The organism is Pseudomonas sp. GL93 (assembly GCF_003408955.1).
Lineage (GTDB): Bacteria > Pseudomonadota > Gammaproteobacteria > Pseudomonadales > Pseudomonadaceae > Aquipseudomonas > Aquipseudomonas paracarnis.
The window spans coordinates 1-12,214 of the sequence record NZ_NKRF01000137.1; the positions used below are offsets into that span (position 1 = coordinate 1).

11 protein-coding genes and 1 pseudogene are annotated in these 12,214 nt (G+C 57.7%); 5 read left to right on the plus strand and 7 right to left on the minus strand.

Annotated features, from left to right (window positions below):
- Positions 1–223: 223 nt before the first annotated feature.
- The 3 genes from glsB to CER19_RS28270 form a co-directional block, all read right to left on the minus strand.
- Positions 224–1,132, minus strand: coding sequence for a glutaminase B (gene glsB / locus CER19_RS28260; RefSeq protein WP_116668798.1), 909 nt, complete (start codon positions 1,130–1,132; stop codon positions 224–226).
- Between the two features lie 55 nt (positions 1,133–1,187).
- Positions 1,188–1,532 (minus strand): hypothetical protein, encoded by a 345-nt coding sequence (locus tag CER19_RS28265; RefSeq protein WP_014718790.1) that lies wholly within the window; start codon positions 1,530–1,532, stop codon positions 1,188–1,190.
- A gap of 74 nt (positions 1,533–1,606) precedes the next feature.
- Positions 1,607–2,017, minus strand: a complete 411-nt coding sequence (locus CER19_RS28270; protein WP_116668799.1) for a hypothetical protein — start codon at positions 2,015–2,017, stop codon at positions 1,607–1,609.
- 109 nt (positions 2,018–2,126) lie between these two features.
- Between CER19_RS28270 and CER19_RS28275 the strand changes: the two genes are divergently transcribed.
- The gene (locus CER19_RS28275; RefSeq protein ID WP_116668800.1) at positions 2,127–2,972 is read left to right on the plus strand and encodes a helix-turn-helix domain-containing protein; all 846 of its coding nucleotides are present in this window, start codon (positions 2,127–2,129) and stop codon (positions 2,970–2,972) included.
- Here CER19_RS28275 and CER19_RS28280 read toward each other — a convergent pair.
- The 3 genes from CER19_RS28280 to CER19_RS28290 all read right to left on the minus strand — a co-directional run bounded on the left by CER19_RS28280 (position 2,952) and on the right by CER19_RS28290 (position 7,327).
- Complete coding sequence (locus CER19_RS28280) at positions 2,952–5,948, minus strand: non-ribosomal peptide synthetase (RefSeq protein ID WP_116668801.1); 2,997 nt, start codon at positions 5,946–5,948, stop codon at positions 2,952–2,954. The genes CER19_RS28275 and CER19_RS28280 overlap by 21 nt on opposite strands.
- Before the next feature lie 195 nt (positions 5,949–6,143).
- On the minus strand, positions 6,144–6,938 hold the full coding sequence (locus tag CER19_RS28285; RefSeq protein ID WP_116668802.1) for a class II aldolase/adducin family protein: 795 nt from the start codon (positions 6,936–6,938) through the stop codon (positions 6,144–6,146).
- A 179-nt stretch (positions 6,939–7,117) separates the two neighbouring features.
- Positions 7,118–7,327 (minus strand): hypothetical protein, encoded by a 210-nt coding sequence (locus CER19_RS28290; protein ID WP_116668803.1) that lies wholly within the window; start codon positions 7,325–7,327, stop codon positions 7,118–7,120.
- 196 nt (positions 7,328–7,523) lie between these two features.
- Between CER19_RS28290 and CER19_RS28295 the strand changes: the two are divergent.
- A pseudogene (locus CER19_RS28295) lies at positions 7,524–7,734 on the plus strand (DUF4142 domain-containing protein).
- 30 nt (positions 7,735–7,764) lie between these two features.
- Positions 7,765–8,325, plus strand: coding sequence for a type 1 glutamine amidotransferase domain-containing protein (locus tag CER19_RS28300; RefSeq protein ID WP_116668804.1), 561 nt, complete (start codon positions 7,765–7,767; stop codon positions 8,323–8,325).
- A 60-nt stretch (positions 8,326–8,385) separates the two neighbouring features.
- Here CER19_RS28300 and CER19_RS28305 read toward each other — a convergent pair whose 3' ends face one another.
- Complete coding sequence (locus CER19_RS28305) at positions 8,386–8,592, minus strand: hypothetical protein (RefSeq protein WP_032896961.1); 207 nt, start codon at positions 8,590–8,592, stop codon at positions 8,386–8,388.
- 303 nt (positions 8,593–8,895) lie between these two features.
- Here CER19_RS28305 and CER19_RS28310 point away from each other — a divergent pair, with 303 nt between their 5' ends.
- Positions 8,896–9,372, plus strand: coding sequence for a hemerythrin domain-containing protein (locus CER19_RS28310; RefSeq protein ID WP_003191732.1), 477 nt, complete (start codon positions 8,896–8,898; stop codon positions 9,370–9,372).
- A gap of 183 nt (positions 9,373–9,555) precedes the next feature.
- On the plus strand, positions 9,556–12,192 hold the full coding sequence (locus tag CER19_RS28315) for a Tc toxin subunit A (RefSeq protein WP_116668805.1): 2,637 nt from the start codon (positions 9,556–9,558) through the stop codon (positions 12,190–12,192).
- Positions 12,193–12,214 lie beyond the last annotated feature (22 nt).

The window sequence follows — 12,214 nt, forward strand, 5'->3', positions numbered from 1 at the left end:
TGACGCGGGCAACCTGGATGAGCGCAGGGCCTGGGCGTTTTTCGCGAGCAACCTCGCTCCTACAGTGATCGTTCCGGCTGTGACGGACTCACCCACGGTTAAACGAACAATAAAGATCAAAGTGTGGGAGCTGGCTTGCCTGCGATGGCGCTGTGTCAGCCAGTACATCTGACACTGAAGAACCGCTATCGCAGGCAAGCCAGCTCCCACAGGGAGAACGATCTCAAAACACCGACCACCCAATCCGCTCACTCAACAACTCCAACGCCTTCATCCCCGCCAGCGAGTTGCCCGCTGCGTTCAACTCCGGCGACCATACGCACACCGTAAACTGCCCCGGCACCACCGCGACAATCCCGCCGCCGACCCCGCTCTTGCCCGGCAGGCCCACGCGGTAGGCAAAATTGCCCGCCTCGTCGTACAGGCCGCTGGTGGCCATGATCGAGTTCACCTGCTTGGTCTGGCGCGCCGTCAGCACCTGCTCGCCACTGTGGGCACTCACGCCTTCGTTGGCCAGAAAGCTGAACGCTCGGGCCAGGTCCAGGCAGCTCATCTGCAACGCGCAATAGTTGAAGTAGCTGTGCAGCACCGCGTCCACATCGTTGTGGAAGTTACCAAAAGACTTCATCAGGTAAGCCATGGCCGCATTGCGCGCACCGTGCTGGGCTTCGGATTCGGCCACGACGCTGTTGACCAGGATCTGCGGGTTGCCCGACAGCCGCCGTACAAAGTCGCGCATCGACAGAATCGGCACGGCGAAGCGTGACTGGTTGATGTCGCAGATCACCAGCGCGCCCGCGTTGATAAAGGGGTTGCGCGGGCGGCCACGTTCGAATTCCAGCTGCACCATGGAGTTGAATGGCTGCCCCGAGGGCTCGTGACCCAGGCGTTCCCAGATGGTTTCGCCGCCATGGTCGATGGCCTGCACCAGGCTGAAGACCTTGGAAATGCTTTGCACCGAAAACAGCGTGTCGGCATCTCCAGCGCAGTAGGCCGTGCCGTCGTTGCCGTATACCGCGATGCCAAGTTGGTTGGCGGGCACGTCGGCCAGCGCGGGTATGTAATCGGCGACTTCGCCGAGGCCGATCAAGGGGCGCACTTCGTCGAGGATCGACTCCAGCAGCGCCTGCATAGCTTGTCCTGTCATCTTTGTTCGAATCAGTGGTAAACGAGGCGCGGAGGATACGTCAATGGGCGCGCAACACCCACACAATCTCTACCACCCGCTCGGCAATCACCACGTAGATCAGGATCAACAACAGTTGCAACGCCAAGTGATAACGCAATTTGGCCAGGCGGCGAATGCCGTCGCTGACGTTCAACAGCATCAGCACCGTGGACAGCACAATCAAGCCCCAGCCCGCGACGCTGGAGGCGAAGATACCGATCAGCAACTCGCGCGGTCCCACCAGCGCGTTGGTCCCCGCCGCAAACAACAACGCGCAGACCAACAGGTTCTTAACATTGTCGAAAATCTGCGTGCTCAGGTCGTTTTCCAGCAACGCCAGGTACCGCGTCCATAAAGTGCGCATGCTTGAGTACCGAGTGGGAAGGCTCGTCAATCAAGGTAGTTCAATTGTGGACGCTGTCGAGCTTGGGTAAGGCCTTAGAAATGCGCCACATCCGACACTTCTGCATCCAGCACATCCTGGGCCAGCGCCCAGGCGCGGTCCTTGGACTCCACCACCAGCAGGGGGTAACCCCAGGCCTTGCCGAACGTCACGGCAAAGGGCTTGAGGGCCAGGCGCTTGGCAGCGCTGGGCTCCACTTGGATCATGCCTTTGACGTAGGCGCGCAAGGCAGCCTTGTTTTTCTTCATCCAGATAGAAGCGCGCTTGCGCTCTTCGTGGGCGTGTTCGTGATTGTTCTCATCCACGGCTTTTTCGTGCAGCAGCAAGAAGGGCTGCTCACGGGCCAGCAGACGTTCGAATGTCAGGAAGGCGTCTTCCGGCGCTCCCTCGCTAGGCGCGTCGAAAAAGATTTTCACCACCGGGAAAGTTGAACTGTCGAGTCGCATGGCAAAGCTCCTTTGATGAGATTGATTCTCATCATAGGGCGCGTGACGCTGGACAGCATTGCATAGAATAGCCAGAATATTTCGCAATCCAGCCAAGGCAGTTATCAGCATGGTTCATCACCGCCTCGACCAGTACGACCCCTGCCGGGTCCGCGACGCCGCCGCGATCCCTCGCTCGATTGTTGCAGTGGGCGCCTCGAGTACGTCCGAACGCTGGGAACATACCCCTCACCACCATCAACACGGGCAATTGATCTACACCTTGCGCGGCGTGGTGCATTGTGTGATCGAGGCGGGTATCTGGATCGTGCCGCCACAATGCGCGTTGTGGATTCCCGGCGGAGTGACCCACGCGGCACGCGGCGCTGGCGAAGCGGACGTGTACTGCCTGTTGATCAACCCGGACGCCGCCAGCGCCCTGCCCCGGCAATGTTGCACGCTGTCGGTGTCGCCATTGCTGCATGAGTTGATTGGCAAGACGGTGAGTTTCCAGCAGCTCTACGACGAAGACGGCGCCCAGGGCCGTCTGGTGGCGACGTTACTGGACGAATTGGCCCAGGCCCCTGTCGAAGCCCTGCATTTGCCCATGCCCCAGGACCCTCGCTTGCATCGGCTGGCCACCAGCTTATTGGCCACCCCCGGCGACAAATCGACCCTGGGCGAATGGGCCGTGCGCATCGGCATGAGCGAACGCAGCATGACCCGCCTGTTGTTGGAAGAGATCGGCCTGAGCTTCGGTCGCTGGCGCCGGCAGTTGCATGTGATCCTTTCACTGCAGCGCCTGGCCAACGGCGAAAGCGTGCAGAGCGTGGCGCTGGACCTGGGTTATGAAAATGCCAGCGGGTTTATCACCATGTTCCGCAAGGCCATGGGCCAACCGCCGGCGCGTTACCTGGCAGACCGAGCCAGTACCGTCGGGTCGGGAAGCAACGCATCAACTATCGCTCTGACGTGAGCTGTCTGGACCTAACTTGTCGAGATAACGCGCCAATACTTCGCCAGAGAATTGGGCCTCGCGAATGCCACTGCCCTCAAGAAACCGCACGGTGTTGCTGCGATCCCAGGAATAATTTTCTTGGTAAAGCTCAAGGATGGACTGATCTGCGTGCATCGGGTCTTTGAACATTCCAAGCAATGGGTAAAGTAATGCTTCGGGGTTGTGTTCCCACAATGCGAGCCAATTTTTATACGGGACAACCGAAAGCGTTCGGCCATAATGCTCGCCCACCCGCTCACAAAATGCTTTGAGATCCAGATTGGTGGATTCAGGTTGGCACAGGTTGAACTTCAACCCCAGCGCTTGGGGGGCGCGGGAAATATGGGCCACCGCCTCAACCATGAAATCCACAGTGGTCAAGCCTTCCCGCATACGCTTCAGATCGGGTACCGCACCATACGCCAGACAGGTGCGGATAAAGCGCCCCCACCATTGGTAGTGAGCACACTCGCCAGTCACGCTATGGCAGGTGGCGTAACCCAGCCGAAAGGTCATTAACGGCAGACCTCGGGACGCGGCCAGATCGGCGAGGTTTTCCATCACCCACTTACTCTGTACATAACCCAGGTCATCGCGAATAGCCGGTAAGTTTTCGTCGATATCATCCTGTTCGTACACATGGCTCTTATGGGTGAAACGATGGCCCCAGCTATAGATTGAGATGGTCGACATCAGCATCAATGCCTTTGTCTTTTGCGCACCGCAAAAATGGAGGATTTGCTTGAGACCCTCTACGTTATCTCGCCTCATATAGCTGTAAGGCATGATGAAATTCACTGCGCTTGCCGAGTGATAGACCACATCCACGCAGCGCGCCAAATGGGTGAACATTTCTTTCCCTAAACCCAATTGCTCATCCGCCAAGTCACTTACATACACGTGAATGCGCTTCCAATCGCTTTCGCTGATGAGCACTTGATAACGCTCGCTGACCTGCTGCAGCCTCACCAGCCCAGCCGGCGTATTGTCACAACGAATCGGGCAATGAATATGGGCGGTTGAGGTGGACAATAGTTGGTGCAAGAGATGAATACCGACAAACCCGGTCGCGCCAGTCAGTAAGGTATGTTGGGGACTCTTCAATTGCATCGGCTCGAAGCCTGGCGCGAAACACATGTCCAGCGGGAGCGCCCCATCGGCTTCGAAAACGTGCACACGCTCGGCCCCTTTTTCTCCATGTATAGACTGAGTGCGTCGGTGTAACGTGGCCGCTAGATCCTCAAGTACCAGATGTTCGTATATGTCGCGCACCGCTACGTGAATATTGAACTGCACTGACAATTTTTCCGCCAATCCTGCAATGCCCAGGGAGTGCCCGCCGACCTTCAGAAAGTTGTTTTGCGGGCCAAAATCAGCGTGGCCCAACACCTCAAACCACGTCCTCGCCAACGTAACTTGTGGGCCCGGCGTAAAGCGTTGTATATCCAACGCTACGGTCGGCATCGCCTGCAATAGAGTCAACAGAGCTGGCCTGTCTACCTTGCCATTGGCATTGGCAGGTAGCCTGTCAAGGCGATGGAATAACTCGGGCACCATATAATCAGGCAAATCCATAGCAAGGCTGCGTCGCAGCTCTTCAACCAATCCCCCGCTATGCCCCTGCCTGTTGCGCGGTACGACAAAAGCAACCAAGCGTTTTTGCGCTTGTGTACCGGTGTCTTGCACCATCACCGCCGCACTGTTGATGCTCGGCTCTTTGAGCAGGCGCGTCTCTATTTCACCGGTTTCGATACGGTAGCCACGAATCTTTGTTTGCCCATCCATCCGGCCCAGGAACTGAATGCGTCCATCCGCCAACACTCGGGCCTGGTCTGCGCTGCGGTACAACCGGCATTTGAGCGCGGGTGAATAAATAAAGCGCTGCGCAGTCAATTCAGGCGCACCCAAATAGCCCCTAGCAAGGCCCGGCCCGGCAATACAAAGTTCCCCCACTTCGCCAGCTACAAGCTCGTTGAGGTGTTCATCCAGAATATGAATACGGCAGTGATCTATCGCATAACCAATCGATGCAGGCCTTTGTAAGCGTTTGCTCTGAACCTCATTACGAGTGACGTAGATAGTGGTTTCGGTGGGGCCATAGCAGTCAAAAACACGATAAGGCAGATGGTCGACTTCCACGGGATGGAGTTTTTCACCGCAGGTGTAAAGACAGCTCAAGGCTAATCCTTGCGGCTGCCTGGCGTTCAGCACGTCATAAATTCTCAATGTGGGTACAAAGCCATGGGTGATCTGTTTCGCGACACAGAATGACAAGTAGTCATCGCTATTGAGCAGCGCATCCTGACCCGGAACATACAGACAGGCTCCTGCCGTCAGCGCGGACCAGATTTCAAGTTGGCAAAGATCAAACCCCACAGCGGCCATGAAACTGCAACGACTGGAAGACGTCACACCCAAATCTCGATTGTGCTGCATCATCAATTGCGCGACGCTGTGATGTTCGATCACTACGCCTTTGGGCTCGCCCGTAGTGCCCGAGGTAAAAATCACATAAATCGCATCATCGCGTCGGACACCAACAGGCTGATAACTCAACGCTTGACTGGAGTTCAGCAGCTCGCTGACGGTTATGACTTCGGTTGCCGGCAAGGGCTCGACATCATGGGGTTGAGTGGAAATGATGATTGAGGCCGCACATTGCCTGGCGATATAGGCTTTACGGTTATAGGGCAGTTGGCGGTCCATCGGAACAAACGCCGCACCGCGCTTGATGACGCCCAGGAATGCAACGATCAACTCAATGGAGCGCTCGCCCTGCACCAGCACGTAGTCACCCCGCCCGATAGTACGGGACTGCAAAAAGGCCGCAACTTTAGAGCTTCTGTAATCCAGCTCTGCGTAAGTAAGACGTTCTGTCTCGGTCACGACTGCCAGGGCAGTAGCGTCCTGAGCGAGACGATCTGCAAATAAATCCAGCACCGTGTCCGTCAGCATCTCAAGCACCTCTTTACGGGGTACGCCAAAAAATGAGAGGCTATTTTTTCTTTATTGGCCGAGATAAATAACTGTAGGAAATGACAGTTTTTTATATATTTTTACTATATGAGATGCGCCTCTGATACCAAAGATCGCCCATCACGACCTTACAGTGATTGCACCCACGCTCTGGGTGGGAACAGTCCATTCGACTCAGTTCTTGTAGTCGGTATCTGTACGCTCAAGCTGGCGCACCAGCGCATCCCAATGCCGCGCCACGCCCGGGCCTTCGCCATTGCTGAACACCTTGGCCTGCTGCTCAACCTTGGCCACCACCTCAGCCGGTGGGAAGATCAACTCGGCATTCCCCGCTGCCTGTGCCGCAATCTGGATGTTGCAGGCCCGCTCCAGGCTTTGTAGTTGCTGGAAGGCATGCTCGACGCTGACGCCGCCCGTCAACAAGCCGTGGTTACGCAGGATCATCACGCTCTTGTCGCCCAAATCTGCCACCAGCCGTTCACGCTCGTCCAGGTCCAGGGCCACGCCCTCGTAACCGTGGTAAGCCACACGCCCCGAGAATGCGATAGCGTGCTGGGAGATCGGCAACAACCCCTGCTTCTGCGCCGACACCGCAATACCGTCGCGGGTGTGGGTGTGCAGCACCGCTTGCAAGTCATGGCGTGCGCCGTGGATGGCGCTGTGGATCACATAGCCGGCGTAGTTGATCCCCAGGCCCGTGGGGTCATCGACAATGGTGCCGTCCAGATCGACCTTGACCAGGTTGGAGGCGCTGATTTCGTCAAACAACAGCCCGAAAGCATTGATCAGGAAATGCGCCTCGGGCCCTGGCACCCGCGCCGAGAAATGCGTGTAGATATGATCGGTCCACTTGTACAAGGCCGCCAGTCGGTAGGCCGCGGCCAACTTGACCCGCACCTCCCACTCTTGCGGTGTGACCCGCTGGCGCACATTGCTCAAGACACTGGAAATCGGCGTGACGCTGCTCATGGCAAATCTTCCTGGATGGCCTAAGGGGACTTCCAGGCAAGACTAGGGGATGGTCACAAATAATAAAAAGCACATTTTAATCTAAGCTAATTATTATATTTATTTATATAAAAGCAGCAGTGGCAGCTTTCAGGCCGCCACGGGAGCAAGCTCCCTCGCCACCGATCAACTCAGCAGGTTCAACGCCCGTTGTTGAGCGTCTCGTTGATTGCATCCGTTTGCCGTTCAATGTCCTTGATCGAGGTCGGCGTTACCACTTTGTCGATGGTTTTGGTCTTGGGGTTCGCAGGTTCAAGCGTCTGCCCTTTGGTGGCCTCGGCATTACCTTTTTGCGCGTCTTCAGAACTGATGGGGTCGGGGGTTTTATCGGCGGTTTTACGATCAGTCACAGTGCAATCCTCCTGGCAGTGGCAGGCCCTTGAGATGACGGCCCTATGCAGCAGAACCCTGCGAATCCGGATTGGTTCAAGTCAATTGCCCCGCCTCACCACTGGGCAAATAAGCGCAAAAAAATTTAAACCTTTTACCCGCTTCTCGATTCAACAGTCAGGTAACGGCATCCCGCCATTTCCAAGGAGAGACACCATGAAAACTCGACTGATGAAACCGATGGGCCTTACCTTCATGCTGGTTGCAGGCTCGATGTCCACCGCGATGGCGGCGACCTCCAACGATTTTGTCGACAACGCCGCCGAGGGGTATCACCGAGCTGAAAGCCTTCGCCACCAAGACCCTGCCCACCCTTGAAGCCCACCTGAAAATGGCCAAGGAACTGCAAACCAAATACGCCCATTAATCCATCCATGACCCAAGGAGACACTCGACCATGAGCTCGCAACTCAACGGCAAGCACATCCTCGTCATCACCTCCAACACCGGCATCGAGCGCGACGAGCTGCTCAAGCCTCTGGAGACGCTGCGTGGCTACGGCGCCACTGTGACGCACGCCTCCAGCAAAGGCGGCAGCACCCAGACATTTGTCGGCGACACCGAAAAAGACCAGACCGTGGAATCCGACGTGCAACTGTCGGATGTCGTCAGCGCCGATTTCGATGCGCTGGTCATCCCGGGCGGCACGGTCAATGCCGATACGCTGCGCCAGGATGCCGCCGCGCTGCGCTTGATCAATGAGTTCGTGCAGGCCGGCAAGACCATCGCGGCGATCTGCCACGGGCCATGGACACTGATCGACGCTGGCGTGGTCAACGGCAAAACCCTGACCGCCTATAAAAGCGTGCGCATCGACCTTGAAAACGCCGGCGCTGCCAGCGTGGTGGAGGCCGAGGTTAAAGAGTGCCAGGCCAATGGCTGGACCTTGATCACCTCGCGCACGCCGGACGATCTACCGGCGTTCAATGAGGCGATTGCCAAGGCCATCGGCGGCTGATCGGTTGACCGCAATGAAAACAGGCGCCCCATGGGCGCCTGTTTTTTATCACTCACCGCTTCAGCTTTTTCGCTGCTGCGCCATCTCACGCTTGGGCCCGAACATTGCCCACGCAATCAACCCCAGCAGCGGCACGAACACCAGCACCACCACCCACAACCCCTTGGTCTCCCATCCACCAGTGCTGCGCAATACGATATTGATCGCCCAGAGTTCCAAGAGCAGCAGAATCACCGCCAATACGATCCAGATATATTCAATTTGCATGATTCACCTCCTGAAGTCTAAGGGTTAGGTCCAGCAGATGCCCCAAGGGTTCCATTAGATTTTCAGGCCCCGTTTTATGACCCCCTGCTCCATTGCGCCTGAACGTCCGCCACCGGTTAGGCGTTGTGCAATGTCAACGCGACCGGACCATGCAAGCTGCACGACAGCCAAGCCAAAAAATAAATATAACCTTTTGATTTTAAACAGAATCTCACAACTCTTGAAATTGGTACGCCTGATGCAACCTCCCTCACCACGAGGCGTGCACTTCGACACGCCCGCACACCCTCCGTGAGGTTACCTATGAATGCCATCGACCTTCTCAAAGCCGACCACGAACGCGTCAAGACCCTGCTGACCCAGTTGAGCGAATCCACTGAACGCGGAGTAAAAAAGCGTACCGAGTTGTTGGCCAAACTCGAGATGGAGATCACTCTGCATACCCAACTTGAAGAAGAGATCCTCTACCCCGCGTTCAGAAAAGCCGGGGGCAAGGAACAAGACATCATGTACCACGAAGCCAAGGAGGAGCACCGTACCGTCGACTCGCTGGTACTGCCGGACTTGAAGAAAACCGACCCCTCGTCCACCGAGTTTTCCGGTCGCGTCAAAGTGGTCAAGGAGCTGCTTGAGCACCATATCGAAGAGGAAGAAACCGAGATGTTCCCCCAGGCTAAAAAGCTGCTAGGTAAAGCGCTGCTCGAAGAGTTGGGGGCCGAGATGGAAGCGATGAAGGCCGCGCATAAAAAAGCCATGGCGAAAAAACCGCTGGCGGCGTAACGGCTGCCTCCTCGCAGCAAGGTTCGCGCGACGGCGACCCACAGGCCCTGTCGCGCTATCGATTTGCACCGATGATTTCTCCTCGTTCACTCAGCGATCCGGCCGACCGAGCCGGCCTGGCGGCCCATGCTAGCGTGCCATTGCCCTTGGCAGTGGCCGGGGGTTTTCAGGAGATTCATCACAATGGACGCGCATTCCCCCACCTACACCCACCTGTTCAAAGAGGACTGGCACCTGTTGTGTTCAGCTTCTTCCATGGCAGCAATCGACTCCCCGGTCGCCTATCTGAAGGCGTTATACCTGTTTGCCCAAGCGCTGGAAAAAAGCGGTAGAGGCAAACAGCCCAAAGTCACCCTCGACCAGCGACGCCCCGAACTCAAGACACTGCCCCTGGACGAACGCAGCCTCAGCACTGTGATTCCTCAACTCTCGATGATCAACGAAACCCTGTCCAGCCTGATTGACGCCCACCTCAAAGAAACCCGTCATGAAGACCGCGGTCGCTCCCTTGATGAGGTGCTCGGCAAGCAACGTTTCCCCTTCGTGCTGCCGTTCGAACGTGCGCATCGGCAGTGCTGGCTCGGTTTGTCCGGCGGCAAGCCACAATTGGGCGAGCTCAGTTATCGCATCAGCCTCAAGCTGCCTACCAGCCAGCGCGCGCAAAACACTTACGGCGTGGTCAGGCACGAGGCCTATGAAGCGCAACGTTTGCTCAGCGGACTGAGCCCTGCACAGCAAATGTTATTGACGGAGCCCTTTGTACAAAGACCTGAAAGCCTACAGGCGAAGGATTTTTTTACCCGCCACTACGGCACCCAGGAGCCGCTCCTCGAGGAGCTGTCCCATTGGTCGCAAATGACCGGACTGACGTCCGATCAAACCGAAGCGCTACTGGCCTGTGGCAAGTATGTGCCGGCGCTGTCGAACAACGTCCTACCAAGCGCATTGCCAACCACGCCGACCAAGCTGAGCCTGCACAACGGCGCCGCGTACGTGAATGGTCCGGTCACCACGGCCACCGAGACCCAGACGCCCCTGTCGATCGCCCCCAAGGACAAACGTGGCGCGCACCTGCAAAACACCTCGTGGGACCGTTACCAGCGCCTGCACCGAATGATCCGCCTGCAACGCTGGACGCAATTGCCCTTTGACGAACTCGATACCCTATTGATGGCCGTCATGCGGCGCGAGCCGGACGGTGACCCCGCCCAGCCCGCCAATGACAACACCCTGCGGGCACTGGGTGTGTATCGCTACCTGGAGCGCCGTCGAGGCCTGTCGTTGCAAGCCTTTGCGGCAATGCTGAATGAGATCCCCGTCTGGGCACCCGGCATTCGCCTGTCACTGTATGACGAGCTGTTCAACCCCGGCCCGTTGCCAGGCCAGGCGCTGACGTTGGACACGTTGACGCTGGTCTTGAATGAGGAAATCCCGGCCACCCTGCGCCACCAGCTTTGCGCTGGCTTGCACCTGAGCGATACCCCGGACTCGTTGCACTGGCTGATCAAGCAGGCCCGCCTGCATCTACCCCCCTCTTGCCCGACGTTGACGTTTTATAGCGCGCTGTATCGCCAAGCCCGGATCGCACAGTTGTTCGGGCTGTCAGTGCTCGACAGCTACCATGTGGCGGCGCTGCTGGGCGATAAGGTTTACACCGCCCAACTGGTCAACCCGAGCCTGCGTCGCTCCGGTGCCAATGCACCTGCCGACCTGCTCGATGTGCTGATGCAGATGGACTGGCTGGTCACTTGGCTCAATGACACGGGTCAAACGGTTGATCAGCTTCGCCGCCAGTTGCTCCTGGACGCCCAGTCCCCGCCGCCCCAGGTGCAAACGCATATCACGCAACTCAATGACGTGATCGAACTGACCCGACATGGCCTGCTGGTGCAAGAAGACCTCGCTGACCTGTCATTACCCCAGCCCGAGCCCGACACCAAGGTGGCGCCCGTTGCCTGGCATGCCCTCCTCGTACAAGGGCTGCTGCGCAGCAATCCGCAGCTCAAGCCGGCACCACCCAAAGAACTACCCAATGGGCTGGTGCAGCTTATCGAAGCCCAAACCCTGAGCCTGGACCCGGACCGCAATGCGGTTCTGCACAACGACGCCAAACAAGCAGTGGCCAAGAAGCTGGGCGCGTTCTACCAACAAATGCGGCCGCTGAAAGAAAAAATCGACACGCTGCTCGGTGTCCCCTCGCACCTTGCTGGCGACCCGGCAACGCACCTGCAGTGGCGCAAACTCATGGTTCGGCAGATTGCCCGCACTGCCACTGCCGAATCCACCACGGAGCTACTGAAAAATGTGCTGCTGAGCCTGCCGGGTGCCGAGGTGTCATTGGGGCTGGCGGTGAGCCGTGAGGCCTTGCAGGCCTTCGTGCTCCATCCGCACTGGCTGAGCCCGGACCACGCCGCAGCCTCGCTGCTCAAACTGACGCTGAACACGCTGTACCTGCTGCAACGCTTTGCCCATTGCCTCAACACCTACGGGTTGGCACAGGACAGCGTGCTCGCCTACTTGCAGTGCGCCAATTCATCCTCCGATGAAGGCTCCACCGTGACTGACGATGGAGCTTGCACCGCGCAACTGGCCGCGTTGCTCCAGTGGGATGCCGATGAAATCGGCCTGCTCGTTGAATACCTGCCTGCCAAGCAGGTGAAGACCCTGGCCGACCTGGACTGGCTCCTGCGTTGCCATGAAGCCGTCAGGCTCACCGGGCTTTCTGCCAGGGCCTTGCTCAAGGCCACCGACCTGCATGCCACCTTGATGAATGAAGACTGGCAACACGTCGGCTCCGCATTGTTCGCCGCAGCGCCATAACCCCGTTGTACTTCGACCGGTT

Excerpts from the sequence above, each read along its gene's own strand:
- glsB (WP_116668798.1), bottom strand. The coding sequence starts at position 1,132 with ATGCAGGCGCTGCTGGAGTCGATCCTCGACGAAGTGCGCCCCTTGATC.
- CER19_RS28265 (WP_014718790.1), bottom strand. The coding sequence starts at position 1,532 with ATGCGCACTTTATGGACGCGGTACCTGGCGTTGCTGGAAAACGACCTG.
- CER19_RS28270 (WP_116668799.1), bottom strand. The coding sequence starts at position 2,017 with ATGCGACTCGACAGTTCAACTTTCCCGGTGGTGAAAATCTTTTTCGAC.
- CER19_RS28275 (WP_116668800.1), top strand. The coding sequence starts at position 2,127 with ATGGTTCATCACCGCCTCGACCAGTACGACCCCTGCCGGGTCCGCGAC.
- CER19_RS28280 (WP_116668801.1), bottom strand. The coding sequence starts at position 5,948 with ATGCTGACGGACACGGTGCTGGATTTATTTGCAGATCGTCTCGCTCAG.
- CER19_RS28285 (WP_116668802.1), bottom strand. The coding sequence starts at position 6,938 with ATGAGCAGCGTCACGCCGATTTCCAGTGTCTTGAGCAATGTGCGCCAG.
- CER19_RS28300 (WP_116668804.1), top strand. The coding sequence starts at position 7,765 with ATGAGCTCGCAACTCAACGGCAAGCACATCCTCGTCATCACCTCCAAC.
- CER19_RS28305 (WP_032896961.1), bottom strand. The coding sequence starts at position 8,592 with ATGCAAATTGAATATATCTGGATCGTATTGGCGGTGATTCTGCTGCTC.
- CER19_RS28310 (WP_003191732.1), top strand. The coding sequence starts at position 8,896 with ATGAATGCCATCGACCTTCTCAAAGCCGACCACGAACGCGTCAAGACC.
- CER19_RS28315 (WP_116668805.1), top strand. The coding sequence starts at position 9,556 with ATGGACGCGCATTCCCCCACCTACACCCACCTGTTCAAAGAGGACTGG.